This window comes from Bradyrhizobium sp. LB11.1, from assembly GCF_040549385.1.
GTDB lineage: Bacteria > Pseudomonadota > Alphaproteobacteria > Rhizobiales > Xanthobacteraceae > Bradyrhizobium.
The window spans coordinates 74,029-100,601 of sequence record NZ_JBEPTH010000009.1 but is presented as its reverse complement, the minus strand read 5'-3'; the positions used below and the strand labels follow the sequence as shown (position 1 = coordinate 100,601).

At 63.8% G+C, this 26,573-nt stretch carries 24 protein-coding genes and 1 pseudogene; 13 read left to right on the top strand and 12 right to left on the bottom strand.

Translation table 11 applies throughout. The features are described 5' to 3' along the window. Positions 1–15: 15 nt before the first annotated feature. From cyoB to ABIA96_RS23290, 6 genes are read left to right on the top strand one after another with little or no spacing between them, the layout of a single operon-like run. On the top strand, positions 16–2,013 hold the full coding sequence (gene cyoB / locus ABIA96_RS23315; protein ID WP_354139391.1) for a cytochrome o ubiquinol oxidase subunit I: 1,998 nt from the start codon (positions 16–18) through the stop codon (positions 2,011–2,013). Next, positions 2,014–2,643 (top strand): cytochrome o ubiquinol oxidase subunit III, encoded by a 630-nt coding sequence (cyoC, locus tag ABIA96_RS23310; protein WP_354139390.1) that lies wholly within the window; start codon positions 2,014–2,016, stop codon positions 2,641–2,643. After that, complete coding sequence (gene cyoD, locus ABIA96_RS23305; RefSeq protein WP_354139389.1) at positions 2,640–3,020, top strand: cytochrome o ubiquinol oxidase subunit IV; 381 nt, start codon at positions 2,640–2,642, stop codon at positions 3,018–3,020. Before cyoC ends, cyoD begins: the two co-directional genes overlap by 4 nt. Next, complete coding sequence (locus tag ABIA96_RS23300; RefSeq protein WP_354139388.1) at positions 3,017–3,865, top strand: SURF1 family protein; 849 nt, start codon at positions 3,017–3,019, stop codon at positions 3,863–3,865. The genes cyoD and ABIA96_RS23300 overlap by 4 nt, the downstream gene beginning before the upstream one ends. Beyond that, the gene (locus ABIA96_RS23295) at positions 3,837–5,222 is read left to right on the top strand and encodes an ATP-binding protein (RefSeq protein WP_354139387.1); all 1,386 of its coding nucleotides are present in this window, start codon (positions 3,837–3,839) and stop codon (positions 5,220–5,222) included. The genes ABIA96_RS23300 and ABIA96_RS23295 overlap by 29 nt, the downstream gene beginning before the upstream one ends. Continuing rightward, a complete protein-coding gene (locus tag ABIA96_RS23290) occupies positions 5,212–5,745 on the top strand; it encodes a response regulator transcription factor (protein ID WP_354139386.1) in 534 nt (177 codons plus the stop codon). Before ABIA96_RS23295 ends, ABIA96_RS23290 begins: the two co-directional genes overlap by 11 nt. Positions 5,746–5,821: 76 nt before the next feature. Here ABIA96_RS23290 and ABIA96_RS23285 read toward each other — a convergent pair whose 3' ends face one another. The 5 genes and pseudogenes from ABIA96_RS23285 to ABIA96_RS23265 form a co-directional block, all read right to left on the bottom strand. Beyond that, on the bottom strand, positions 5,822–6,619 hold the full coding sequence (locus ABIA96_RS23285) for a CarD family transcriptional regulator (RefSeq protein ID WP_354139385.1): 798 nt from the start codon (positions 6,617–6,619) through the stop codon (positions 5,822–5,824). Positions 6,620–6,969: 350 nt separating this feature from the next. After that, positions 6,970–7,308, bottom strand: a complete 339-nt coding sequence (fdxA, locus tag ABIA96_RS23280; protein ID WP_354139384.1) for a ferredoxin FdxA — start codon at positions 7,306–7,308, stop codon at positions 6,970–6,972. A gap of 132 nt (positions 7,309–7,440) precedes the next feature. Continuing rightward, positions 7,441–7,710: pseudogene (locus tag ABIA96_RS23275) on the bottom strand (RNA-binding S4 domain-containing protein); the annotation flags it as partial. Between the two features lie 10 nt (positions 7,711–7,720). Next, the gene (locus ABIA96_RS23270; RefSeq protein ID WP_354139383.1) at positions 7,721–11,092 is read right to left on the bottom strand and encodes a helicase-related protein; all 3,372 of its coding nucleotides are present in this window, start codon (positions 11,090–11,092) and stop codon (positions 7,721–7,723) included. A 640-nt stretch (positions 11,093–11,732) separates the two neighbouring features. Next, positions 11,733–12,542, bottom strand: a complete 810-nt coding sequence (locus ABIA96_RS23265; protein ID WP_354139566.1) for a DUF3108 domain-containing protein — start codon at positions 12,540–12,542, stop codon at positions 11,733–11,735. A gap of 546 nt (positions 12,543–13,088) precedes the next feature. Here ABIA96_RS23265 and rpmB point away from each other — a divergent pair. From rpmB to ABIA96_RS23250, 3 genes are all read left to right on the top strand, one after another. Then, positions 13,089–13,400 (top strand): 50S ribosomal protein L28, encoded by a 312-nt coding sequence (gene rpmB / locus ABIA96_RS23260; protein WP_354139382.1) that lies wholly within the window; start codon positions 13,089–13,091, stop codon positions 13,398–13,400. 338 nt (positions 13,401–13,738) lie between these two features. After that, positions 13,739–14,188: an ORC-CDC6 family AAA ATPase gene (locus ABIA96_RS23255; RefSeq protein WP_354139381.1), complete on the top strand. Its 450-nt coding sequence runs from the start codon at positions 13,739–13,741 to the stop codon at positions 14,186–14,188. Next, positions 14,185–15,147: a hypothetical protein gene (locus tag ABIA96_RS23250; RefSeq protein ID WP_354139380.1), complete on the top strand. Its 963-nt coding sequence runs from the start codon at positions 14,185–14,187 to the stop codon at positions 15,145–15,147. Before ABIA96_RS23255 ends, ABIA96_RS23250 begins: the two co-directional genes overlap by 4 nt. Before the next feature lie 49 nt (positions 15,148–15,196). On the opposite strand, the gene ABIA96_RS23245 is transcribed toward ABIA96_RS23250, so the two are convergent. Then, entirely contained in the window at positions 15,197–15,475 is a 279-nt protein-coding gene (locus ABIA96_RS23245) for a DUF1488 family protein (protein WP_354139379.1), read from the bottom strand. Between the two features lie 475 nt (positions 15,476–15,950). Then, positions 15,951–16,247 (bottom strand): hypothetical protein, encoded by a 297-nt coding sequence (locus tag ABIA96_RS23240; RefSeq protein ID WP_354139378.1) that lies wholly within the window; start codon positions 16,245–16,247, stop codon positions 15,951–15,953. A gap of 413 nt (positions 16,248–16,660) precedes the next feature. Between ABIA96_RS23240 and ABIA96_RS23235 the strand changes: the two genes are divergently transcribed. The 3 genes from ABIA96_RS23235 to ABIA96_RS23225 all read left to right on the top strand — a co-directional run bounded on the left by ABIA96_RS23235 (position 16,661) and on the right by ABIA96_RS23225 (position 19,214). After that, positions 16,661–16,795 carry a hypothetical protein gene (locus ABIA96_RS23235; protein WP_354139377.1) on the top strand — a complete coding sequence of 45 codons (135 nt, stop codon included), beginning with the start codon at positions 16,661–16,663 and terminating at the stop codon, positions 16,793–16,795. A gap of 530 nt (positions 16,796–17,325) precedes the next feature. Then, positions 17,326–18,660 (top strand): T6SS phospholipase effector Tle1-like catalytic domain-containing protein, encoded by a 1,335-nt coding sequence (locus ABIA96_RS23230; protein WP_354139376.1) that lies wholly within the window; start codon positions 17,326–17,328, stop codon positions 18,658–18,660. Between the two features lie 308 nt (positions 18,661–18,968). Further along, positions 18,969–19,214 carry a PilZ domain-containing protein gene (locus ABIA96_RS23225; RefSeq protein ID WP_354139375.1) on the top strand — a complete coding sequence of 82 codons (246 nt, stop codon included), beginning with the start codon at positions 18,969–18,971 and terminating at the stop codon, positions 19,212–19,214. A 183-nt stretch (positions 19,215–19,397) separates the two neighbouring features. Here ABIA96_RS23225 and ABIA96_RS23220 read toward each other — a convergent pair whose 3' ends face one another. From ABIA96_RS23220 to cobS, 5 genes are all read right to left on the bottom strand, one after another. Next, on the bottom strand, positions 19,398–19,811 hold the full coding sequence (locus ABIA96_RS23220) for a hypothetical protein (protein WP_354139374.1): 414 nt from the start codon (positions 19,809–19,811) through the stop codon (positions 19,398–19,400). Positions 19,812–20,076: 265 nt separating this feature from the next. Then, positions 20,077–21,189 carry an NADH:flavin oxidoreductase/NADH oxidase gene (locus tag ABIA96_RS23215; protein ID WP_354139373.1) on the bottom strand — a complete coding sequence of 371 codons (1,113 nt, stop codon included), beginning with the start codon at positions 21,187–21,189 and terminating at the stop codon, positions 20,077–20,079. 155 nt (positions 21,190–21,344) lie between these two features. Continuing rightward, positions 21,345–22,415 carry an esterase-like activity of phytase family protein gene (locus ABIA96_RS23210; protein ID WP_354139372.1) on the bottom strand — a complete coding sequence of 357 codons (1,071 nt, stop codon included), beginning with the start codon at positions 22,413–22,415 and terminating at the stop codon, positions 21,345–21,347. Then, positions 22,412–24,316: a cobaltochelatase subunit CobT gene (gene cobT, locus ABIA96_RS23205; RefSeq protein ID WP_354139371.1), complete on the bottom strand. Its 1,905-nt coding sequence runs from the start codon at positions 24,314–24,316 to the stop codon at positions 22,412–22,414. Before cobT ends, ABIA96_RS23210 begins: the two co-directional genes overlap by 4 nt. 141 nt (positions 24,317–24,457) lie before the next feature. Continuing rightward, positions 24,458–25,456: a cobaltochelatase subunit CobS gene (gene cobS / locus ABIA96_RS23200; protein WP_354139370.1), complete on the bottom strand. Its 999-nt coding sequence runs from the start codon at positions 25,454–25,456 to the stop codon at positions 24,458–24,460. Positions 25,457–25,753: 297 nt separating this feature from the next. Between cobS and ABIA96_RS23195 the strand changes: the two genes are divergently transcribed. Beyond that, on the top strand, positions 25,754–26,413 hold the full coding sequence (locus ABIA96_RS23195; RefSeq protein ID WP_354139369.1) for a DedA family protein: 660 nt from the start codon (positions 25,754–25,756) through the stop codon (positions 26,411–26,413). Positions 26,414–26,573: the final 160 nt, after the last annotated feature.

Below are 26,573 nucleotides of genomic sequence, written 5' to 3'. Positions count from 1 at the left end.
CTAAAGAGAGCTCGCATGTCTCCTGATCTCCTCAAGCTCATCTTCGGCCGTCTCAGCATCGATTCGCTGCCGCTGCACGAACCGATCCTCGTCGGCACCTTTGCGGTGGTCGCGCTCGGCGGCATCACGCTGTTCGCCGGCCTGACCTATTTCCGTCTCTGGGGCTATCTGTGGCGCGAGTGGTTCACCAGCGTGGATCACAAGCGCATCGGCGTCATGTACATGATCCTCGGCGTCGTGATGCTGCTGCGCGGCTTCGCCGATGCCCTCATGATGCGCGCACAACAGGCGCTCGCGTTCGGCGGCTCCGAAGGTTTCCTTCCTGCCCATCACTACGACCAGGTCTTCACCGCCCACGGCGTGATCATGATTTTCTTCGTGGCGATGCCGCTGGTCACGGGCCTGATGAACTTCGTGGTGCCGCTGCAGATTGGCGCGCGTGACGTGTCGTTCCCGTTCCTGAACAATTTCAGCTTCTGGATGACGGTCGGCGGCGCGGTGCTGGTGATGGCTTCGCTGTTCATCGGTGAATTCGCTCGCACCGGATGGCTGGCTTATCCGCCGCTGTCCAACATCGGCTACAGTCCTGACGTCGGTGTCGACTATTACATATGGGGATTGCAGGTCGCCGGCGTCGGAACCACGTTGTCCGGCATCAACCTGATCTGCACCATCGTCAAGCTGCGCTGCCCCGGCATGACCATGATGCGGATGCCGGTCTTCACCTGGACCTCGCTCTGCACCAACGTCCTGATCGTCGCCTCCTTTCCCGTTCTGACCGTCGTGCTCGCGCTGCTCACGCTCGACCGCTATGTCGGCACCAACTTTTTCACGAACGATTTCGGTGGCAGCCCGATGATGTACGTGAACCTGATCTGGATCTGGGGCCATCCCGAGGTCTACATCCTGGTTCTCCCCGCCTTCGGCATCTTCTCGGAAGTGACCTCGACCTTCTCCGGCAAGCGCCTGTTCGGCTACACCTCGATGGTCTACGCCACGGTGGTCATCACCATCCTGTCGTACCTGGTCTGGCTGCACCACTTCTTCACGATGGGTTCGGGCGCCAGCGTCAACTCGTTCTTCGGCATCACCACGATGATCATCTCGATCCCGACGGGCGCGAAGATGTTCAACTGGCTGTTCACGATGTATCGCGGCCGCATCCGCTACGAGCTGCCGATGCTGTGGACGATCGCCTTCATGCTGACCTTCGTGCTCGGTGGCATGACCGGCGTGCTGCTCGCGGTGCCGCCGGCCGACTTCGTATTGCACAACAGCCTGTTCCTGATCGCGCATTTCCACAACGTGATCATCGGCGGCGTGGTGTTCGGCGCGTTCGCCGGCATCAACTACTGGTTCCCGAAGGCGTTCGGCTTCAAGCTCGATCCGTTCTGGGGCAAGCTGTCGTTCTGGTTTTGGGTCACCGGCTTCTACATGGCCTTCATGCCGCTCTATGTGCTGGGCCTGATGGGCGTGACTCGCCGCTTGCGCGTGTTCGACGATCCTTCCTTGCAGATCTGGTTCGTCATCGCCGCGATCGGCGCCGGCCTCGTCTTGCTCGGCATCATGTGCATGCTGATGCAGTTCGCGGTCAGCTTCCTCAAGCGCGAGCAGCTCAAGGACGTCACCGGCGATCCCTGGGACGCGCGCACGCTGGAATGGGCGACGTCCTCGCCCCCGCCGGACTACAACTTCGCATTCACCCCCGTCGTTCACGACAATGACGCGTGGTGGGACATGAAGAGGCGCGGCTACCAGCGTCCGCTCACAGGGTTCAAGCCGATCCACATGCCCCGCAGCACCGGCACCGGCATCATCCTCGCCGGCTTCGCCACCGCGATGGGATTCGGCCTGATTTGGTACATCTGGTGGCTGGCGGCTGCGAGCTTCATCGCGATGCTCGCCATCGGGATCGGTCACACCTTCAACTATCACCGCGACTTCGACATTCCGGCCGACGATGTCGTTCGGGCCGAGGACACGCGCACCAAACTGCTCGCCGGAGCCAAGTAAATGACTGTCGCTATCAATCCCACCCAATCCGGCGAGCCGATCTTCTACCTCGCCGACGAACATCCGCATCCGGAAGGCTACAGCACCTCGCTTGGCTTCTGGATCTACCTGATGAGCGACTGTCTCATCTTTGCGATCCTGTTCGCTACCTTCGGTGTGCTCGGCGCCAATTACGCCGCCGGACCCGCGCCGAAGGATTTGTTCGACCTGTCGCTGGTCGCGGTGAACACCTCGATGCTGCTGCTGTCGTCGATCACCTACGGTTTTGCGATGCTGACGATGCAGCAGAACAAGATCGGCCAGACGCAGATGTGGCTATTGATCACAGGCCTGTTCGGCGCCGCCTTCATCGGCATCGAGCTTACCGAGTTCGGCCACATGATCCATGAAGGCGCCACGCCCCAGCGCAGCGCCTTCCTGTCCGCCTTCTTCACCCTGGTCGGCACCCACGGCCTGCACGTCTCCTGCGGCCTGATCTGGCTGGTGACCCTGATGGTGCAGGTCTGGCGTTTCGGCCTGATCGAGGCCAACCGCCGTCGCCTGATGTGCCTGTCGATGTTCTGGCACTTCCTCGACGTGGTCTGGATCGGCGTCTTCACCTTCGTCTATCTCCTGGGAGTTCTGCGATGAACACCGACACCCGTGCCGCCCACGCAGACGATCATCACCACGGTGACGGCCACGCTCACGGCACGTTCTCGACCTACATGCTCGGCTTCGTGCTCTCGGTGGTGCTGACCGCGATCCCGTTCTGGCTAGTGATGAGCGGCACGCTGCCGAACAAGCAGATCACCGCGCTGGTCATCATGGCCTTTGCCGTCGTCCAGATCGTCGTGCACATGATCTACTTCCTGCACATGAGCCCGAAATCCGAGAACGGCTGGAGCATGATGGCGCTGATCTTCACCATCGTCATGGTGGCGATCGCGCTGTCCGGTTCGCTGTGGGTGATGAACCATCTCAACAGCAACATGATGCCGATCCACGAGATGACGGGAATGAAGTGAGCGATCTCGTGAGACCCGAGGACAACGAAACGCGCGAGCCCGCAAGGGCTGCGCGTCCGCACCTGTGGCTCACGGTTCTCTTGCTCACTGCCTTCGTTGTTCTGATGGCCCTCGGCGTCTGGCAGGTCGAGCGCCGCGCCTGGAAACTTGCGCTGATCGATCGCGTCGAGCAACGCGTCCACGCCCCGGCGCAACCAATCCCCGTGCGGGCTTCATGGCCGGCGATCACCGCCGCAAACGACGAATACCGGCATGTCAGCGTCACCGGCCGCTTCGAGCATGACCGCGAGACACTGGTTCAGGCTGTCACCGAGGAAGGCCCGGGCTATTGGGTGCTGACACCGCTTGCGCGCAGCGACGGCACGGCACTCCTGGTCAACCGCGGCTTCGTGCCGTCCGAGCGGCGCGACGCATCGACGCGCCAGGACGGCAATCCGAACGGCCAGGTCGAGATCACCGGCCTCTTGCGCATCACCGAGCCGAAGGGTGGATTCCTCAGGAACAACGTACCCCAGCACAACCGCTGGTATTCGCGGGATGTCGCCGCGATCGCGGCCGCGCGCGATCTTCAAAACGTCGCGCCCTTCTTCGTCGATGCCGATGCCGGATCACAATCCGGCAACGGTCCCATCGGCGGATTGACCGTGGTCCGCTTTCCCAATAACCACCTGATCTACGCACTGACGTGGTTTGCCCTGGCTTTCATGCTGGCCGGCAAGCTTTTTGTCAGATTCGGCGGCGGGCTGTTCCGTCGCAAGCGCTTCGTCCACGAACCGACCGGCGGCTCGAATGCCTCCGCCCGCAGGACGGGATCAGATGCTGGAACGATCGTCGAACCGACCTGACGACGGGAACACTTACGGCGAGCTGGCGGTCACGCTGCAATCGCAGGCGGACGCGCGCGGCGAGTTGATCGGCGCTGCACCGACCGACGGCGAGACCAACCGAAAGAACATGGCGCTGCTGATCCAGCTGCGCTGGACCGCGGTGGTTGGCCAGATCGTGACCATCGGCGGCGTGCATTTCTGGCTCGGCATTCCCCTGCCGCGGACCCGCATGAGCGCGGTGATCGGCGCGCTGGTGTTGCTCAATGTCTCGAGCCTGGTCTGGGTGCGCCATCGCGCCGCGATCACCAACAATGAGCTGCTGGTCGCGCTGATGCTGGACGTCGCGGCGCTTACCGCGCAGCTTTATCTCAGCGGCGGCGCCACCAATCCCTTCACGTCGCTGTTCCTTCTTCAGGTCACGCTCGGCGCGGTGCTGCTCGATGCCCGCTCGACCTGGTCGCTGGTGGCGCTGAGCTGCGCGAGCTTCGTGTGGCTGACGATGGACTACCGACCGCTCGACCTGCCGCCAAATCCACTGAACGAAACCTATACGCTCACCGTCACCGGCATGCTGCTGGGCTTCATCCTCAACGCCGTGCTGCTGGTCGTGTTCGTCACCCGCATCAACAGGAATTTGCGCGAGCGTGACGCGCATCTGGCGGCATTGCGCCAACACGCCGCCGAGCAGGATCACATCGTCCGCATGGGCCTGCTCGCCTCCGGCGCGGCGCATGAGCTCGGCACGCCGCTCGCCTCGCTTTCCGTCATCCTCGGCGACTGGCGCCGCATGCCGGATCTCGCCGCCGATCAGGAACTCGCGGAGGACCTCACCGAGATGGAAACCTCGCTGCAGCGCTGCAAGACCATCGTGACGGGCATTCTGGTGTCTGCAGGCGAAGCGCGCGGCGAGGGATCGTCGCCGACGACGGTGACGGCCTTCGTCACCGCGCTGGTCGAAGAGTGGCGCAACGCGCGCTCGGCGCGGACGCTCTATTTCGTCAACACCTTCGGCGAGGACGTCGCGATCGTCTCGGACATCGCGCTGAAGCAGGTGATTTTCAACGTGCTCGACAACGCCTATGAGGTCTCGCGCGAGTGGGTAGAGCTGCTCGCCGAGCGCGAGGGCGACAATCTGGTGCTCTCGATCAGCGACCGCGGCCAGGGCTTCGCAACGGAAATGCTGGCGCAGCTCGGAAAGCCTTATCAGTCGAGCAAGGGCCGCGCCGGTGGCGGGCTCGGCCTGTTCCTGGTGGTGAACGTGGTGCGCAAGTTAGGGGGCAGCGTGACGGCCGAGAACCACAGGAAACGCGGCGCCACAGTGCGCCTGACGCTGCCGCTCGCAACGCTGGCGATCGGAGGTAGCTTTGACGTCTGACCGTTCGCTCATCGTCGTCGAGGACGATGAAGGTTTTGCGCGCACGCTCAAGCGCTCGTTCGAGCGCCGCGGCTACGAGGTTGTGCTCGCCGCCTCGATCGAGGAGGTCCGGAAAGTCCTGGAGGGCAGATCCTTTGGCTATGCCGTGGTCGACCTCAAGCTCGGCGGCGCCTCTGGCCTTGCCTGCGTCGAGCTGCTGCACACCCATGATGAGGACATGCTGATCGTGGTGCTGACGGGGTTCGCCAGCATCTCGACCGCCGTCGAGGCGATCAAGCTCGGCGCCTGCCATTATCTCGCAAAGCCCTCCAACACCGACGACATCGAAGCGGCCTTCAATAAGGCCGAAGGCAACGCCGACGTCGCACTGGACGTGCGGCCGACCTCGATCAAGACGCTGGAATGGGAGCGCATCCACCAGACGCTGATCGAGACGGATTTCAACATCTCGGAAGCGGCGAGGCGGCTGGGGATGCATCGCCGTACGCTGGCAAGGAAGCTCGAGAAGAGGCCGGTGAAGTAGCCCTCCCGGCGAACTTCCAACAAAAAGCCCGGCCAACCGGCCGGGCTTTTGATCTGTTGCGATCGACGCGAGACGCTTACGCGGCCTCGTCGGCAACCGTGGTGCCGTCGCCATCGGTCTCGTCGGTGTCGCCCTCGGCATCCGCCTCGCCTTCGGCGGCTTCGGACTTGGCGCCGGTGCGCCGCGGGCTCTTGGCGAGCTGGGCCTCGATCTCCTTGACCGCTTCCGTCTCGGTCGAGTGCTGCACCACCGCGATCTCGCGGGACAGACGATCGAGCGCCGCTTCATAGAGCTGGCGTTCAGAGTAGGACTGCTCGGGTTGCGACTCGGAGCGATAGAGGTCGCGCACGACTTCCGCGATCGCGACGATGTCGCCCGAGTTGATCTTCGCTTCGTATTCCTGGGCGCGGCGCGACCACATGGTGCGCTTGACGCGAGCGCGGCCCTTGAGGGTCTCGAGCGCCTTCTTCACCAGCGCGGGCTCGGACAATTTGCGCATGCCGACGTTAGCGACCTTCGCGGTCGGAACGCGCAGCGTCATCTTGTCCTTGATGAAGTTGATGACAAACAGCTCGAGCTTCGCACCGGCGATCTCCTGCTCCTCGATGGCCAGGATCTGGCCGACACCGTGAGCTGGATAGACGACGAATTCATTGGCCTTGAAGCCCTGGCGCTGGGTCACGACCTTCTTTTCCTCGACCTTCGGCGCGGGTGCAGCGGCTTTCACCGCCGGCTTGGCAGCAGCAACGGGGGTCTTGGCGGGGGCGGCAGCAGCAGGAGCCTTCGGAGCAACGGGCTTGGGAGCGGGGGCCTTGGCAGCAGCAGGCTTGGCAACGGTCGCTTTCGCGGCCGGTTTCGCAGTCTTGTTAGGCATTGCGCTTCTTTTGTTCTTCGAGGACTTTGCAGCCGGCGGCGCCTTGGTAGCGGCCCGACCCTTGGATGCGCTACGGCTGGCCGTGGCGACTTTTTTGGCCTCCTTATGGGAAGCCCTCGCTGAAGTACTCTTTTTACGCGTTTTCTGTGACACAGCCTGCGCGCGGAAACTGCCACGCCCCTGTTCGACATTTGGTTTCACGGGAACCCCGCGGGGCCAACTGGGCTGACGGGGGGTTCAGCTTAATGTGCCCAATATAGCACATTTCCCGCAAAAATCAATGATTTAGGGGTCTTGAGGGCTGGTTTTCGGTGCTGACGAAGGTATTAGGGTTAAGTTTGCGCCGGAATTTAGTCTCCGGAGCCGGGGTTCGGAGAAAAATACTTCTCGAACTTGCCTTCCACCCCGTCGAATTCCTTCGCGTCGTCGGGTGATTCTTTCTTCTGGGTGATGTTCGGCCAGGTCTTGGCGTAGTCGGCGTTGACCTGGAGCCACTTTTCAAGGCCCGGTTCCGTGTCCGGCTTGATAGCGTCGGCAGGGCATTCCGGCTCGCACACGCCGCAGTCGATGCACTCGTCAGGATGGATGACGAGCATGTTGTCGCCCTCGTAGAAACAGTCGACCGGGCAGACCTCGACGCAGTCGGTGTACTTGCACTTGATGCAGGCTTCAGTGACGACGTAAGTCATCCAACGCTCCGAAAAGCTCTTTTAAAAGTCGCGGCTTGCGTAGCGCGGATGGCCCGGCGCTGCAAGGTCGGGAAACCCCGATCATGATGGCTTTATGTGTTTGATCGACCAAGAAATGAATTCAAAGCGCAATTAATTGCGCTTTGCTTCACTCAGCTCTTCGTAGAGCACACGCGCCGAGGCTGCGTCGCCGCGCTTCTCGTTGAACGCAGTCACCTTCAGGACGCGCACGGTGCGATCGAGCGCGACGGTGATCACGTCGCCAATCTTGATCGCGTGGCCTGGCGATTTCTCGCGCGAGCCGTTGATGCGGACGTGACCTGACTCGACCAGCTCAGCCGCGGAGGTGCGCGCCTTCACCACGCGCGCGTGCCACAGCCATTTGTCGAGGCGCTGCCGCTCGGTCGTGGGATTACTCCTTGCGACCGGCGAGTTGTTCCTTCAGAGCGGCGAGTTTTGCGAACGGCGAGTTCGGATCGGCCGGACGATCGCGCTCGCGCGGATTTGCGCTCGAGGCGTAGGGACGCAGCGACGGACCGCCCTGGCGGTCGCGCCCCTTGTCGCGGTCGCGGCCACGATTGTCGCGGCCCTTGTCACGATCGCCGCCGAACTTGCCCTTGTTGTCGCGGTCCTTGCCCTGGAAACTGCGATTCCGGTCGTCGCGCCCTTCGGGACGCGGCGCGCCTTCAGCACCACCTTCGCGCGGCTTGCGGAAGTCTCTGCCGCCATCGCGACGATGACCGCCGCCATGACGATGGCGCTCACCGCGCTTCTCGCCGTCGGCGGCCTGCGCCGCTTCGCCCTCGGCGGGCGCGGCGCCTGCCTCAGCGCCGGCCTGCGGACGCTGGTTGTTGTGGCGCTGGTGGCGATGACGCTCGTGGCGCGGCTTGCGATCCTCGTGGCGGCCGGCGGGACGCCAGACTTCGATCAGCTCGGGCTCGGCGGGTGCAGCGGCAGCGTCTGCAGGCGCGGCGGCATCGGTCGATGCAGCAGCTTCCGTTGCGGCGGTCTCAGCGGGAGCGGCTTCAGCGGCAGCCTCTGCGGGCGCAGCAGCCTCTTCCGCCGGCGGCGCGATGCCGGGGGCATCTTCCGGCGTGACGGGCGCTTCAGGCGAGGCTTCGAGCGCTGGCTCTTCTTGCGCGGGCTCGTCGTGCTGCTCCATGCCGGGCGCGTCTTCGACGGTCACCGGTTCGGCAGCGGCTTCAATCGCGGCGTCCGCAGCGACTGCGGCTTCCTCGGTCGCGGGCGTCTCGGCGGAAGCCTCAGCGCTGGCTTCAGCCACCGGCGTCTCGGCAACAGCAGCCACCGGCTTCGCCGGCAGCGGCGGGCGCTTGTCCATGCGATAGCCGAGCGCGCGCAGCACCGAGGCAAAATCCTCGCCAGCGGAGCCGGTGAGCGAGGTCATCGCCTGCGTCACCACGAAGCTGCGGCCGTCAAACGCGCCGGCGGGCTTTTCGCCGGGTGAATTCTCGCGCCAGGCCAGCGCCGGGCGGATCAGATCGGCGAGGCGTTCCAGAATGTCGACGCGCACGGCGCGCTCACCGGCCTGCTTGTAGCCGAGCACGCGATAGGCATCGCGCGGCAGCTGCTTGTCGACCGGGAACGAGGTGCGGCCCGAACTCGCCAGATGCTGTGCGCCCGACAGCGCCGACAGATCGACATTGTCCTGCTTCAGCGCCCAGAGAAGCGCGGCCAGCGCACGCGCGGCGGGCTTCAGAATGCCGGGGAAATAGATGTGATAGGCGCCAAAGCGGACGCCGTATTTGCGCAAGACGGCGCGCGAGGGCTGGTCGAGATCCTTCAGCTCGTTGGCGATCTTGGGACGCTCGAGCACGCCGAGCGCCTCGACCAGCTGGTAGGCGATGCCGCGGGCGATGCCCGTGACGTCCTCGGCCTTCGACAGCTCGAACATCGGCCCGAGCAGCTTTTCGATATGCGTCTTGAGCCAGAGGTCGAGCCGCGCCTGCACCTTCTCACGTGGAGCTCCCGTGAGGCGTTCGTCGGAGATGATGCGGATGCGCGGATGCAGCGCCTCCTCTGCCGCGGTCAGCCGCGCGACCGCATCGCCGGTCCAGCGGATGGTGCCGTCGGACGTCAGCACGAACTGATCGTCCGGCGCATTGCCCAGCTTTTCGGCACGCGCGTTAATCTCGCCGGCGAGAACCGCTTGCGCGGCAGCCTGCAAGGCTTTCGCATCGGAGCCGGCTTCCGCCGCATCCGGTGCAAAGGTGAAGCCATCGAGGCGGCCGATGACATGGCCTTCGACGATGACTTCGCCGGTCTTGCCGATTTCCGTATTCAAGCTCGTGTTCTCCCGCAGGCGGCGCATCAATACACTGGTCCGGCGATCAACGAAACGCTCAGTCAAGCGTTCATGGAGCGCATCCGATAATTTATTTTCGACCTCGCGGGCGATCCCCTGCCAGCGTTCGGGGTCTTTCAGCCAGTCCGGGCGGTTGGCGACGAAGGTCCAGGTGCGGATCTGCGCGATCCGGGCCGACAACGTGTCGATATCGCCGTCGACGCGGTCAGCCTGGTCGATCTGGGCCGCAAACCAGGAATCGGGGATGCATCCCTTCTGCATCAGGAAGCCGTAGAGCGTCGTCACCAGCTCGGCATGGGCCGCCGGCGACAGTTTCCGGTAGTCCGGGACCTGGCAGGCCTCCCAGAGACGCTCCACGGCCGCCTTGCCATGCGCGATATCGCGCACCTCGACGTCGCGGGCGGCATGGTCGAGCACGCGCATGTCTTCCGCGATCGGTGCCCGCGTCAGCGCCTCGTGGCCGGGGGCGAGGTTCAGCGACACCTGGAGGGCGCCGAGGGAGGAGAAATCTAGCTTCGAATTGCGCCACTGGAGCATCTTGACGGGGTCGAAGATGTGGTTCTGGAGCGCGTTCACCAGCTCGGGCTCGAACGGGCCACAGCGGCCCGTGGTGCCGAAGGTGCCGTTGCGCGTGGCGCGGCCGGCGCGGCCCGCGACCTGCGCGAATTCGGCCGGCGTGAGCCTGCGGAACTGGTAGCCGTCGAATTTGCGGTCGGAGGCGAAGGCGACGTGGTCGACGTCGAGATTGAGGCCCATGCCGACGGCGTCGGTGGCGACGAGATAGTCGACCTCGCCGTTCTGGAACATCTCCACCTGCGCATTGCGCGTGCGCGGCGACAGCGATCCCAGCACCACGGCGGCGCCGCCATGCTGGCGCTTGATCAGCTCGGCGATGGCGTAGACCTCGTCGGCGGAGAAGGCGACAATCGCAGTCCGGCGCGGCTGGCGCGTGATCTTGCGGTCGCCGGCGAATTCCAGCTGCGACAGCCGCGGCCGGGTGATCATGGAGACGCCGGGCAGCAGCCGCTCGATGATCGGGCGCATCGTCGCCGCGCCCAGCAGCAGCGTCTCGTCGCGGCCGCGGCGGTTGAGGATGCGGTCGGTGAAGACGTGGCCGCGTTCCAGGTCAGAGGCGATCTGGATCTCGTCGACGGCGAGGAAGGAAACGTCGAGGTCGCGCGGCATCGCCTCGACCGTCGAGACCCAATAGCGCGGGCTCTTCGGCTTGATCTTCTCCTCGCCCGTCACAAGCGCGACGGCGTCGCTGCCGACCCTGGCTGCGATCTTGTTGTAGACCTCGCGCGCCAGCAGCCGCAGCGGCAGCCCGATCATGCCCGAGGAATGCGCGAGCATCCGTTCGATGGCGAGATGGGTCTTGCCGGTGTTGGTCGGCCCGAGCACCGCGGTGACGCCGGCGCCGGGCGCGCGCTCGGAAGCGAAGGGGGAGGAAGAAAAGGCCATGTCTGATTGATTAGGTAATGGCTGATAGGGCGAATGTCAGTGCCGTTCTGCCGACCCTCATCCTGAGGAGCGCGTCAGCGCGTCTCGAAGGATGAAGGCCCGGCTGATGCCAAACCGGAACAAGCCAGGCCCCTCGCCCTTCGAGACGGCCGCTGGCACGGCCTCCTCAGGGTGAGGGGCACACCGCCTATGTGGGAGCGCTCTCCCCAAACCTCGCGCAACTGTCTCACTTTGCGACGCTTTTCCCTGTGCCCTTAAGCTTCGGAACGAGTCTAGAACGAATCGCGGCCGAATCGCTGACTCGCCCTTGAGTCCTGTTACGTTCACGCAACATGTCGCGGGGCTCTTGTTTCCACCGCACTAGATGGAGTTTTGCCCTGTCGCACAAGCGGCGATGTGGCGACGGAATTCGTTAAGTTGGGGACGGCGCGGAGTCGAATCAGAATCGGGGAGGAGTCAAATGGATTCCGGGCAGCGAAGGCCCACTCACCGCATCTTGCGAAAACAACCCCATGCACAGTAGGTAAGTCGTTGATATCACTCATGGGGCCGTAGCCCGCATGGAGCGGAGCGGAATGCGGGGGCCAAAGCGAAGAATCCCGGATTGCGCTGCGCTCCATCCGGGCTACGGCAGCGGCGCCTACTGCGTCTTCGCCACCCTTGGCGGCTGGGCGGTGGTGATGAAGCTGGTCGCTTCCAGCATCGCCGGCCCTATGGGTGTCGGCACTTTCAGCCAGAACGGGACCAAAACCCGCGTGCCCGCGACGGGCGCGAGGGCGATCTCGATGTTGCGCTGGGCGGCAAGGTATCTGATCACGGGACGATCGGGGATGTAGCCGGCGATCGGCACGAAATACAGCGCGCAGACCACGACCGGGCCGTGATAGCCCTTCTCGGCTTTCACAGTCTCCATGCGCTTGAAATCGAGCTTGAGCTCGTAGCGCATGCGGCCGTCGAACACGGCCGCGCTGCCATGGCAGGCCTCCGCCGACAGCACATCGCCGGTGCCGGGAACACGCACCAGCGAGGCCGTCATCGGATCCCAGACGCCGCGGCGATGCGCCTCGGTGACGACGATGCGGTCGGCATCGACCGGCGGCTCCGGGATGATGCCGAAGTCCTTCACATTGCCCTTGTCGAGGGTGATGTGGATCTCTTCGGTCTTCTTCGAGGTGGTGGTGGAGGCCTGATAGGCGGTCGCGACCAGCGCGCCGTTGACGACGCGGCCCTGCGAGGCGCCGGTGCCGGACCCGCCCGCGAACGATTTCAGGATGCCGGTGGTACCGCCGGAGGCCGCGGCCGAGAACACGTCGTCCTGGATGTCGATGTTCCAGGCGCCGCGGCCGACGGGAATGCCGGCCAGCGTCGCCTCATATTGCGCCTCGAGCTTGCCCTGCGCCGCGGCCGGCACGGCACCCCACGCCAAGGCCAGCCCGCAAAGGGCCGCCAAAGCCAGCCGGCTAGCCGCATACAGCCGGAGCAGATGAGGGGTCAGGGTGTGCACGAAGCCATCCAATGGGGACGTCAGGCCTTGTTAATTAAGCCAAATCTCGCGGCAAGCAATGTGTCGGGGCGGAAAGCCACGGGAACTCACCGGACTATTCAGGTGCGAATACGCCCTTTATGTGATGGTAAGGCGCGACAAACACTGCCGTTTTGGTGATCGGGAGCGCTCCGGGCTCAATCACCTCGCCCGCTTGCGGGAGAGGTCGCGCAAAGCGCGGGTGAGGGCTCCCTCCTCTGGGGGACACTCGCGGCTCCGGGGGACACTCACGGCGTCCCCTTCGTGGTGATACCCTCTCCCCAGCCCTCCCCCGCGCGCGGGGGAGGGAGCGCACTGCCGCCGGCGCGGGACATGAAATCCCGCCCCAAAAACTTGACGTCCCGCCGCTTCCCCCCTATACGTCCGCCGCTCCCTGCAAGGACAGAGAATTTGCCCCCGTGGCGCCCCGAATGGCGGCCGCAGATCATTGGGGGAAAGATTGAGGATTTTGACATGTCTCGCCGCTGCGAACTGACGGCCAAGGGCCCCCTCGTCGGCCACAAGGTCAGCCACTCCAACATCAAGACCAAGCGCCGCTTCCTGCCGAACCTGGTCAACGTGACCTTCATCAGCGAAGCCCTGGAGCGCAATGTGCGCCTGCGCGTCTCCACCAACGCGGTGAAGAGCGTCGACCACAATGGCGGCCTCGACGCCTTCCTGCTCAAGGCCAAGTCCGACGTGCTGTCGCCGCGCGCCCTCGAGCTGAAGCGCGCCATCCAGAAAAAGGTCGGCCCGACCGCTGCGCCGGTCAAGAAGGCCAGCTAAGCCAGTTTCCAGATTGGGCGGGGGCTAAGTTGCGTCGCGTGGCGTAGGCTTAGCCAAGTCAAGTTTGCGTTGCGGCCGGATCGAAAGATCCGGCCGTTTTTGTTTGTACGTGGAATACAATTGGGGGTAGCCCATTGCGGGGCTTGCTAGTTTTCGGACATCATTAGTAGATTTATTTGATTTGCATCGAAACATAGCTTTTGGACGCAGCTTGAAAAACCCAGCTTCTCTCAGCAATCAGACAAACAGTTTGCTTCCGCTGCTTCGATGGGCTGGCAGTAAAAAGCGTCAATACGAGAGCCTTAGAAGGTTTTTCCCCCCGTCATTCAACGCATACGTTGAACCGTTTGCTGGGTCTGCGGTCGCTGCGGCCAAGCTCTAATGCAGGCTACGGGCTGCATTCTCTTCTCGACATGGTTTACAGGGTTGGAAATTATTTCAATGCCAGCATCCTCGGCCGCGAGTTTAACGCTGACCCGGTTACCTCATTTTTTGTCGACGACGATGTTCCCGAGAAGTTGAAAGATCTGATTGGCCACGGAATCAATATTGGAGCGTTCGTAACGACGACCGGCGCCCAACTAAGCAAAACAGGCGACCGGAAGGTTGAGCCCTTTCGGCTCGGCGACGTCTCCGGCCTAAAGGTTAGATTGTCGAACATATTTGCTCCACAGTTTCGTCTGTCTCTGGCTGGAGGACGGTCAATCAATCTTTCCACCATTCTAGATCGTACCAGCACGCATGCGACGCAAAATGCGGCGCTTGAGCTTTTCGGTCGAACGTTATGATTTTGGACGGCGGCAGCGTAACGTTTGGACGATTGGGCAAAGAGAGCTTAGACGTTCTTATATACGGTCTTGGTTTCGAGACCCGTTCGACAAAACTACCGAGCGTAATCGGGCATGCCACACGAACGCTAGCGATCCGCATGTCGGGCCCCTCGATTCACTCACTCAAAAGAAACGTAGCGTTCGCTCATACTCAAAAGCATCAAGTTGTTGGCGACGATGGCCCGATTGAGTCTTCGATCGCGGAAGCGATCGAACGGAGCAGGCGAGGCGATAAACCAATCCGAATTGCGTTCGACGTATCGTCGGTGAATCGGTTGGTTTTATTTGACGTTCTGTTGGCGCTCAGCAGGTTCGCAAATCCGCGCGACGAAATCGAAGTGCTTTATTGCCCGGCTGCGTTTGTAGAACCTATTCCACAGTTTCCATGCATCGAAAAGCTTGGCCCCATTAGCGGAGGATTCTCAGGATTTGATGCCGATCCTGCAAAGCCTCTCTGTCTAATTATGGGAGTTGGTTTTGATGCCGGTGTTTCAATGGGCATCATCAGCCATCTGGAGCCGAGACTAACTTATTGCCTCTGGGGCACCGGTGTTTCGAAAGAATTCGACAACGCCGTCAAGAAGGCAAATTTTGATTTCGATTTCACGGGATTTAATACAAAGGTCCTATCCTATGATCTGAAGGACCCCGTAGGTACATTCCAAATGTTGGACAACATCACCTACGGACTTAGAAACGAGTTTCGTGTGGTTATGATGCCGATGGGGCCGAAGCTCCTTACTGTGCACACGGCCCTGATTGGCATTGCATACTTTGGTGAGGTCGGCATTTGGCGCGTTCAACATTCTCGTTTCGAGCCACCAGATTCTCAACCTGGATCCTATGCTATTCGCGCACGCTTGATGACCGACGTTTTGGTCCAGTTCGCTCAACGTCAGCAAACCCTTTTCGCTTAAATTGAGACGAAGAGCCGGGACAAGATCACGATCGCCCGTTCGTTTCGCCCTACCCCCTAAAATCAATGCTCCGCAGCACGATCCCCGGCGGCGTGCCCTCGAACTCGGTCGCTTGATACTTGCGCCCCGCGCAGGCTTCGATGCGGTCGCGCAGGCGCATGAACTGCTCTTCGCGTTCGTGGGGCCTGGCGCGCGGGCCGCGCTCGAGATCGTCCATCGCGGAGGTCGAGATCGCGCAGGCGATCTCCCGCTCGCCGTCCTGCATCGAGAACTGGACGATGCCGCGGTCCTGTTCGTGGCCGATGAAGCGGCTGGTCGTGAGCGTCATGGGGTTACTCCTGCTTCCTTAGACCTGACGAGAAGAGGCTCGATTGCTGCCACGGCGGAGGTGCGCTCCCTCTCCCGCTTGCGGGCAGGGCAATCGCATATGATGTTTCGGATAGGCCTGAGCAAGCGCCTCGTCCTTCGAGACGACCGCTTCGCGGTCTCCTCATGATGAGGCTTCGTGGTAGCAGCGCTGGTGAAACTGCTACGGCATCCTCTGTCCTCATCCTGAGGGCCCGCCGAAGGCGGGCGTCTCGAAGGATGGCTGCGGGCGAGCTCCTCGCTACGTTTGTCCATCTGCGATTCCCTGCGCTTGCGGGGGAGGGTTGGGGTGGGGGTGTCTCCGCACGGGAGAACCCCGATGCGGAGAGAGCCCTCACCCGCCGCGCTCGGGACGATGCTTCGCATCGCCCGGGGCGCGTCGACCTCTCCCGCAAGCGGGAGAGGTGCAGCAGCGAGCCCGCGGCCTGGAGCTCGCCTCAATTGTCCCCGGCGAGCCGGACGAAATCGTCGAACAGCGCGGCCACCAGCGCGCGGTGGCGGGTGTCCTCAGCGGGCAGGCTCGCGGCATAGAGGTTGAGCAGATGGCGCGCCTTCACCGCGGCCTCCGGCCACGACATCGCGGGCACCGTCATCATGCGGTTTTCGAGCTCGGCCTCGCGCTCGCGCAGATCCCTGACATGGGCCTCGACCTCGGCCAGCGCGCGGCGCAGATCGGTCGCCTTCTGCGCAGCCAGGCCGCGATGCTTGTCGAGATCGACCGGATGGTCAGTCATGGGCGAAGCTCGCACCGGAGTGCGCGATGCCGCCGATGCGAACCAGATGCCTGACAGTGATGATGTCGCGCCGCGAGCGGATGGTCATGCGCGCCTGCCTTTCGCAAAGAGAGAGGGGGCCCCAACCGACGCCAGCTGTCACGACCATGCGCCCGCGGCCATGCAATAGCCAGCACTATCGTCGCCGCACCGCAGGCACCGGGACGCAAGAAACAGCCTCGCGCGGGCGGCGTTTTGGTGCTCGCTATCGGCGTGGTGCGGGCGTACGCTGGTTGTGTCGGCGCAGCCAGCCTCAAGCTCTGCTCCCGCATCATGTGCGCGGCGGCGAGCTTCATGGCCGGGACAGCGCGCGGACGGATGCTGCAATCGGTCGAACCGATGCGAATTCGAACCCCCAGGAGGAGACGACAACCATGCCCAAGGGACAGCAACGCAGCAATCGCGAAACCAAGAAGCCAAAGAAAGACAAGGTCAAGGCGACCGCCGCGGCACCAAGCCGCAAGGACGCCAATTGGCAGCCGGAGATCGGTCAGGGGAAGAAGAAGTAGGGCGATAGTCGGCGCGCTCGTCGCGCATAGCCGGTGCCCTCTTCACCTCGCCCCGCTTGCGGCAGGGCTATCGCATATGAGGAGAACGCGGCGGGAAGCTCGCTTGTGGCCATCCTTCGAGACGCCCGCCTCCGGCGGGCCCTCAGGATGAGGACGGAGTACGTGGCAGCAATTTCGACACGCAAAGCTGCGTTCAGCCTCATCCTGAGGAGACCGCGGAGCGGTCGTCTCGAAGGACGAGGCGCTCGCTCAGGCCTCGCCAAGCCCATATGCGATAGCCCTGCCGCTTGCGGGGAGAGGTCGGAATTTGCCCAGCAAATTCCGAGTGAGGGGGTACAGGTGTATCGAGAGACGACGCTCGCGGAGAGAGCCCCTCACCCCAACCCTCTCAGCGCGAGCGAAGCTCGTCGCGGCCCCGTAAGAACGGGGCGAGGGAGCGCACCGTCTTCCGCGCCGCCACGCCCTCGTCTCCTCGCCGTCGCGCTTTTCCGCTATGCTCGCCCCGGTGGCATCATCTGGAGGGGCGTACCGTGGAGCACGAGCACCGAGACGAATCCAAACCCGAACCGAAAAATCTCGTCATCTGCTGTGACGGCACCGGCAACGAGATCTCGGAAAACATCTCCAACGTCCTGAAGCTCTATCGCTGCCTGCGCAAGACCGACAAGACGCAGCCGCGGCAGATGGTGTTTTACGATCCTGGCGTCGGCACGGTGACGGAGCCGTCGACGTGGAACAGGTGGAAGGCCAACATCAAGCTGGTGCTGGGGCTCGCCACCGGCTACGGGCTCGATGACAATGTGCTCAACGCCTATTGCTTCCTGGTCGAGCATTACGCGCCCGGTGACCGCATCTATCTGTTTGGCTTCTCGCGCGGCGCCTATACCGTGCGGGTGCTGGCGGGGCTGATCCACAAGATCGGCCTGATCTCGCCGGAACAGGCGAACCTCGCCGGCTCCGGCCTCATCGCCTACAAGCAGTATTCCGGGCTCGGACGCGGCAACGACATCGAGGACATCGAGAACATCGCCGTCGACGACCAGGGGCCGCTGCCGAAGGACGAATTCGACCTCGCCGCGCAATTCGCGCGCATCACCTCGACGCGCTGGCCGACCATCCATTTCATCGGCGTGTGGGACACGGTGGCGAGCGTGATCGTGCCCCGGCGCGACGTCTTCCTCCTCGTGTTCAGCCTGGAGGAGCTGGCCTTCACGCTGCGCAATCCGAGCGTCAACATCTTCCGACAGGCGATCGCGATCGACGAGCGGCGCTGCATGTTCCGCCTCAAGGAGTACGACGAGCCGCAGGAGTATTGGCGCAACCGCTACGTGCCCGACGAGAAGAAGGTGCCGCAGGACATTCTGCAGGTGTGGTTCGCCGGCGTGCATTGCGACGTCGGCGGCGGCTATCCCGAGGCCGAGAGCGCGGAATCGAAATATCCGCTGATCTGGATGATCGACGAGGCGACGAAGGCGGGCCTGAACTTCAACCCCAGCACCGTGAAGCAGCTCGCCTGGGGCGTGCAGCGCAAGAATTCGCCGTTCAAATATGTCCCGCCTGCGTACACGGGCACGGCAGGCCAGCTGCACGATTCGATGAGCGCGGCCTGGCGCGTGCTGGAATTCTTTCCGAAGCGCGCGACCTACAAGGAATGGCCGGAGCGGAAGGTGTTTTTGGGCTTCTACATTCCCAACTGCGAGCCGCGCGTGATCCCCGAAGGCGCGCATGTGCATGAGAGCGTGGTGAAGCGGATGGCGGTGGAGCCCGGGTATCGGCCGGTGAATTTGCCGAAGGCGTTTGTGACGGTGCCGATGCCGGTGGGGCCGGGCGGGGAGGTCGCGGAGGTGGAGGCGGTGGGGGTGTGAGGGCTGCGGCCTCTCCACTCGTCATTGCGAGCGCAGCGACTTGTCCGCCGAAGCCTCGGCGAAGGCGGAAGCAATCCAGAATCTTTCCGCGGAGGCAGCCTGGATTGCTTCGCTGCGCTCGCAATGACGGTGGTTGGGGAGGGAGGCGCGCACCACACCACGACCATATCCCGCTACCGCAATTTTCCGCACTCCCGGCTACTTTTCATTAAAATTCTCGCCCCCGCCTTAGCGCGATCGCATCATCTCCCCCCCATCATCTCTCCCCAAGCCCACCGCGTTGTCCGCGGTATTGGAGGAGAGTGCCAATGCATCCGCGCCGACATGCCCGTGTCAAACCGGCAGGCCTGGTATCCCGCCAGGCCAAGATCATCACCGACGCGCGCGCCCCGGTCATCGTCTGTACGCTGGTGGATTATTCGCCGGGGGGCGCCTGCATCGACCTCGGCGGCCAGGTGAAGATCCCCGACCGGTTCGACCTGCTGCACGTCAACACCAGGAAGCGCTGCCGGATTGCGTGGAAGCGGGGGACGAAGGTGGGTGTGGTTTTTTAGGAGAGCGTCGCTTTGCTCGCCCTCTCCCCTTGTGGGAGAGGGTGGCTCGCCGCGATAGCGGCGAGACGGGTGAGGGGTATCTATCCTCACGACCGTTTTAGCGCACGGAGAGATACCCCTCATCCGGCGCTTCGCGCCACCTTCTCCCACAAGGGGAGAAGGGAGACAGCTACGCCCCGCCCCTCACTGCTGCACCCGCATCCGGGCTTTCGCACCCGCGACGATCTGCATCGCTACGCCCGCAATCCACGCCACCAGCACCAGCAAGGTCAGCGCGTCGTGCGGCTCGAGCCGCAGCACGATGACGGCGACTGACGAGAGTGCGGCGAGCGTCGCGCACAGCGTGCCCGCGGAGCTCAGCAATTCCGCCGCGTCGATGTGGCTGTGGGCTTCGTCGAAGGGCTGCTGCGGCGTGTCGATGCCGAGATAGAAGCCGATGACGCCGAGCAGCATCATCAACAGCAGAAAACCCTGCGTGGTGAGCGAGGCAAACGCAGATCCGACATAGGCGCCGACAAACAGCCCGCATGCAGCGCCTGCCATCGCGAGACCCAATCGCTCGAACACATGGGCAGTCTTGCGAACACGAAACCGCATGACGGACCTCCGTGGTGCCCCGAACCAGCGGAGGTTAGGCCCATTTTGCGACGGGTGGAAGGTTGGGGGAGTTACGGATGCGTGAGGTCGAAGTTAACTCCCTCTCCCCGTCCTTACGGGGAGAGGGTTGGGGTGAGGGGCCTCTCTCCGCGCATGAGACTATCGCCGCACCTGTACCCCCTCACCCGGATCGCGCCGGACGATGCTTCGCATCGCCGGGGGCGATCCGACCTCTCCCCGCAAGCGAGGAGAGGTAAAGAAGACCTCACCGCGCCCCGAACGTGGTCTTGCCGAACAGCGCCTTCTGCGTCGAGGGCTGCGAGCGCCAGTATTGCGGCGGGGCCTCGACTTCGCCGCCGACGTCCGCGGCGGCGTGCCAGCCCCAGCGCGGGTCGTAGAGCATGCCGCGGGCGAGCGCGACCATGTCGGCCTTGCCGGACGCCACGATCTCTTCAGCTTGCTTGCCTTCCGTGATCAAGCCGACCGCGATGGTCGGCAATCCCGTTTCGCGCTTGATGGCTTCGGCGAACTGCACCTGATAGCCGGGGCCGAGCGTGATCTTCTGCAAGGGCGACACGCCGCCGGAGGAGGCATCGATCCAGTCGACGCCGCGCGCCTTCAGCGCCTTGGCGAATTCGATGGTCTGCGCCAGATCCCAGCCACCCTCGACCCAATCGGTCGACGACACCCGCATGCCGACCGGCTTGTCGTGCGGGAATACCGCGCGCACCGCGTCGTAAACTTCCAGCGGGAAGCGCATGCGGTTTTCGAGCGAACCGCCATATTCATCGGTGCGCCTGTTCGAAATCGGCGACAGGAATTGATGCATGAGATAGCCGTGCGCGCCGTGCAGCTCGATCGCGTCGATGCCGATGCGGTCCGCGCGCTTCGCGCTGTCGACAAAGGCCTCGCGGATGCGCTTCAGGCCGGCCGCATCGAGCGCCAGCGGCGCGGCCTCGCCCTCCTTGTGCGGCAGCGCTGACGGCGCCACCGTCTGCCAGCCGCCCTCGCTGAGCGGAATGAGCTGGCCGCCATCCCAGGGCCGCGCGCTCGAGGCCTTGCGGCCCGCATGCGCGAGCTGCATCGCGATCGCCGTGCTGGAGCGCTTGCGCACGGAGGTGAGGATCTGCTTCAGCGCGGCTTCCGCAGCGTCGCTGTAGAGCCCGAGGCAGCCCGGCGTGATGCGGCCGATCGCCTCGACATGGGTCGCCTCGATGCAGAACATCGACGCGCCCGACAGCGCGAGATTGTTGATGTGGGTGAAATGCCAGTCGGTGGGAACACCGTCTTCGGCCGAATACTGGCACATCGGCGACACCACCAGACGGTTGTTCAAATTCAGGCCGCGCAGCTTGATCGGGGAAAACAGGGCGCTCATGCGAGGGAGTTCCGGAATGGGAGGGCGATCGGGGCGGATAAAAGCAATTGCATGAAGTGTAGTGGGGGACGCGCGGATTGCCAGCCGCGCGGGGGACATGGCCGGTCGCGGGGCCATGCATTGCGGCGGTCATATGATCCCAAAGATCTACGAAATCATTCCACCAGCGTGAACTGCAACAGCAGAGTGCGCTGGAGCGGGGAGAAATTATCGTCCGACACCATCGTCAGAACGGTCTCGCCTTCTGCCGTGACATGGGCGTCGATGCCTTCCATGTTGTCGACCTCGTAGCCGAGATCGGCCTCGAACAGCACGGGGCCGTCAACGACCGCGCCGGGCGCGATTGTCTTCAAGGCGATCGACCGGATGCGGATCTTGATGCCGGTGAACCATGAGAATTTGCGTTCGAGAATGAGCAGCTCGCCCGAGGGCAAGAGCACGGCGTCGCTGATGAACTGCTCGTCGGTGCGCTTGATGCTGAACTGGCCGGGCGACGGGCCGCCGATCAAGAATCCGATCAGATTGCCGTCGGCATCGAAGCCGCCTTCGGACATCGCGATCAGCGTGCCGGAGAGCGGCTGTCCTTTCATGTCCCTGGGCACGAACACCAGCGCCTCGAGCCCCTTGTTGTAGGGCAGTTTTCGCACCGCCGGCGGCGTCGGCACCACCTCGCCACGGGCGCGGATGCCGCCCTTGGCGAAATCGAAGCGCATGATCTGGTTGACGCGTTCGAGCCCGACATAGACCAGCGAGCCGTCGCGCGCGAGCGACTCGGTATCGAACCACAGCCGCTTCTCCGTGATCGGCCGTCCCTCGGCATTGAGCATCGGCGCGGCCTCGACATCGTCGAGCCCGCTCATCTTGCTGCCGGAATAGCGGATGCTGCCGGTAAACCAGCTGCCCTGGTCGGACAGCGCGAGGAAACGTTCGCCCTTGTCATCGAGGAAACGGATGCCGGAGAGGCCGCCGAAGCCTCGATGCGGCGAGGTCAGCACCAGACCGCTGCGATATTGCAATGAGCCGAAGCGCACGCGCGAACGGTCGCGCGGCTCGAAATTCGGGATCGGCCGCGCGTTGACCTCGATGCCGACCGGTTCGGTGAGGGCGTGCTCGGGCTGCGCCGGCCTTGGCGCGGGCTGCGCGTGTGCGAGCCGAGGAACCAAGAGAGTGGAAAATCCCGCCGCCGCGTGGCCGAGGAAGAGGCGGCGGGATGTGGTGTTGCTCACGAATGCAATTTGCGTCGCGGGCGATTGGCCGGTTGCGTGGGCGCGGTGTTGGTCTCGCTGAAGAGTTCGGCGAGCTTTTCGGTGATGGCGCCGCCGAGCTCCTCGGCGTCCACGATCGTCACCGCGCGGCGGTAGTAGCGCGTCACGTCATGGCCGATGCCGATCGCGATCAGCTCGACCGGCGAGCGGGTCTCGATCTCCTCGATGATGTGGCGCAGGTGCCGCTCGAGGTAATTGCCGGGATTGACCGACAGCGTGGAATCGTCGACCGGCGCACCGTCCGAGATCATCATCAGGATCTTGCGCTGCTCGGGCCGGCCGAGCAGGCGCTTGTGCGCCCAGTCGAGCGCCTCGCCGTCGATGTTCTCCTTGAGCAGACCCTCGCGCATCATCAGGCCGAGATTCTTCCGCGCGCGGCGCCACGGCGCATCCGCCGACTTGTAGATGATGTGGCGGAGATCGTTGAGGCGGCCGGGACTGGCCGGCTTGCCGGCGGCAAGCCACGCCTCGCGCGATTGCCCGCCCTTCCAGGCGCGCGTGGTGAAGCCGAGAATCTCGACCTTGACGCCGCAGCGTTCCAGCGTGCGCGCGAGAATGTCGGCGCAGGTCGCAGCGACCGTGATCGGGCGTCCGCGCATCGAGCCGGAATTGTCGAGCAGCAGCGTCACCACGGTGTCGCGGAACGTCGCCTCCTTCTCGTGCATGAACGACAGCGGGTGATAGGGATCGGTCACCACGCGCGACAGGCGCGCGGGGTCGAGGATGCCCTCTTCGAGGTCGAACTCCCAGGCGCGGTTCTGCTGCGCCATCAGGCGGCGCTGCAGCCGGTTGGCGAGGCGGGCGACGATGCCCTGCAGATGCGCCAGCTGCTTGTCGAGATAGGCGCGCAGCCGCTCCAGCTCGTCATGGTCGCAGAGATCTTCGGCCGCGATGATCTCGTCGAATTTCGGCGCGAAGGCGTGGTATTCCGGCCCGCGCGGCTCGTTCTTGCCGTGCGAATTCGGCCGTGTCGCCTCGCCCGGCGTCTCGTCGTCACCGAGCTCGCCGTCATCGAACGTGTCCGACGTCGAGGCCTGCGCGCTTTCCATGGCGCTGTCGCTCATCTCTTCCGACGAGGCCTGCGCCTGGTCGGCGCTCATCTCCTGCGCGGCATCGGAATCGGGCGAGCCCTCGGCGCCGGACTGATCGTTGTCGCCGTCCTGGTTCTCGTCGTTGTCGTCATTGTCCTCGCTGTCGGCGTTGCGCTCGTCGCCGAGCTCGAGCGCGGTCAGGAGATCATGCACGGCATCGCTGAACCTGGTCTGGTCCTCGACCACGCCATCGAGCCGGTCGAGCCGCTTGCCGATCTTGTCTTCGAGAATGGGACGCCAGAGATCGACCATCTTCCTTGCGGCCGCGGGCGGCGCCATGCCGGTCAGGCGCTCGCGCACCAGCATCGCCAGCGCATCCGCCAGCGGCGCATCGGCACGGTCGGTGATCTCGTCGAACTTGCCGCGATGAAAGTGATCGTCGAGCATCGCGGTGAGGTTCTTGGCAACGCCCGCCATGCGGCGCGCACCGATCGCCTCGACGCGGGCCTGCTCCACCGCCTCGAACACGCCGCGCGCCTGCGGATTGCCCGGCATCAGCTTGCGATGCAGCTTTGCATCGTGACAGGCGATCTTCAGCGCGATCGAGTCCGCGTGGCCGCGCACGATCGCCGCATCGCGCCTGGTCATTTTCCGCGCGGGTTCGGGCAGCCGCGCCTTGCCGGGCGCAAGGCCCGGACGTTCGGCGGCGAAGCTGACGTCGAGCTCGGGCGACTTCGCAATCGCCTTCAGACACGAGGCCACCGAGCGCTTGAACGGCTCGGTCGGGGCTTCCTTGGTGTTGCGGAATTTGGAGTTGGAGGGCGTGCTCATCTCGATCTCACCGTCGTCCCGGCGAAGGCCGGGACCCATAGCCACCGACGGTTGGTGCGTCAGGGAAAACTATCAGCGTCGCTTCATCGAGAGACCTCGCGGCGTCCGTCCCGGCATTCGCCGGGACGACATGCCGAGAGATCAGGACAGCGCCACGTTGACTGCCGATTCCGGCAGCTCCGCGTTGAAGCAGCGCTGGTAGAACTCGGCGACCAAAGGACGCTCGAGCTCGTCGCACTTGTTGAGGAAGGTGACGCGGAACGCGAAGCCGATATCGCCGAAGATGTCGGCGTTCTCGGCCCAGGTGATCGCCGTGCGCGGGCTCATCACCGTCGACAGATCGCCGTTGGCGAACGCGTTGCGGGAGAGATCGGCAAGGCGAACCATCTTGTTGACGATGTCGCGGCCCTCGGGCGTGCGATAGTGCTTGGCCTTCGCCAGCACGATCTCCACTTCCTCGTCATGGCTGAGGTAGTTGAGCGTGGTGACGATCGACCAGCGGTCCATCTGGCCCTGGTTGATTTGCTGGGTGCCGTGATAGAGGCCCGAGGTGTCGCCGAGGCCGACGGTGTTGGCCGTCGAGAACATGCGGAACGCCGGATGCGGCTTGATCACCTTGTTCTGGTCGAGCAGCGTCAGGCGGCCGGAGACCTCCAGCACGCGCTGGATCACGAACATCACGTCGGGACGGCCGGCATCGTATTCGTCGAACACCAGCGCGATGTTGTTCTGGAGCGCCCAGGGCAAAATACCGTCGCGGAATTCGGTGACCTGCTTGCCGTCGCGGACCACGATCGAGTCCTTGCCGACGAGGTCGATACGGCTGATGTGGCTGTCGAGATTGACGCGCACGCAGGGCCAGTTCAGGCGGGCAGCGACCTGCTCGATATGGGTGGATTTGCCGGTGCCGTGATAGCCGGTCACCATCACGCGACGGTTGCGTGCGAAGCCGGCGAGAATGGCAAGCGTGGTGGCGCGGTCGAAGCGGTAATCGGAATCGACTTCGGGCACGTGAGGATCGACTTCGGAATAGGCCGGCACTTCGAGATCGGTGTCGATCCCGAACACCTGGCGCACCGACACCTTCATGTCGGGCAGACCGGAAACTTCCTCAACTTTGGACATGGCGGCGGTCGTCATCAATCCTCCGAGGTCCCGGGCGATCCCGAGACCAGTTATTTGCACGTTGGCTGCGGCTGGGTGCGGCTGCGAACCTATCAGAGACGACCGGCCGGCAGAAGCCCGCGCCCCAATCAAAGTTCCGTTGTCTTTTCATTTAGATAGGCAAGGAACGCGATTTTTGGAAGGCTGCCCTGCAAATCTCGCCCAAATTTCGTACCGAATAGGTGCCCGGCCCAAGCGAATGGCACTTTCATCGCCTCTCCCTACTTATGTAAGGGTCTGAACCCGAATGCCCCAGCCTGCTACAGAGACGACGTGACGTCCTTCCTTGATCCCCTGATATCCTTCGTTTCAGTCCATGCGTGGCTGGCCTACCTGACCCTGTTCCTGGCAGCGCTTCTCGAAGCCGTTCCAGTGCTGGGATCGGTGATTCCGGGCTCGACCATCATCCTGGCGTTGAGCGCGCTGGTTCCGGGCGGGGACCTGAAGCTGCAATGGGTGCTGTTGACCGCAGCCAGCGGCGCCATGCTGGGCGACGGCTCGGCCTATTGGCTCGGACACCGGCAGCAGCGCAAAATCCTCAACACCTGGCCGCTGACCAACTATCCCCGCGTGGTCGAGGAGAGCGAGACCTTCTTCAACCGCTACGGCACCTGGGCCGTGTTCTTTGCTCGCTTCGTGCCCCCGATCCGCGCCTTCGTACCGGTCACGGCTGGCGCACTGGGGATGCCGCCGGTGCGCTTCTACGCGATCAATATCCCGGCGATTCTGGCTTGGGCCCCCGCCCATGTGCTGCCGGGCGTATTGGCGGTGTCGGCCTTCCACGAATATTTCGGGGTGGCGCACCAGGGGCATCCGGGCAGGCACATCTGGATTTTGACCGTGGTTGGCGTGGCGATCATGCTGGGCGTGGGGGTTTGGATCTATCGTCGGCGGAACGGCGGTAGCGTGGCGGCGGTCAAGCCGCGGGCTTAGGACGCCGCTCCCACCCCCGGGGTCGTCCCTGCGAACGCAGGGACCCATAACCCCAGGGAGTAGTTTGGCGAAGACTGGTCCATCGGTACTCTTACTGACCGCAATCGATGGATCACGCGGTATGGGTTACTGCGTTCGCAGGGACGACAGCGGAGAGCGG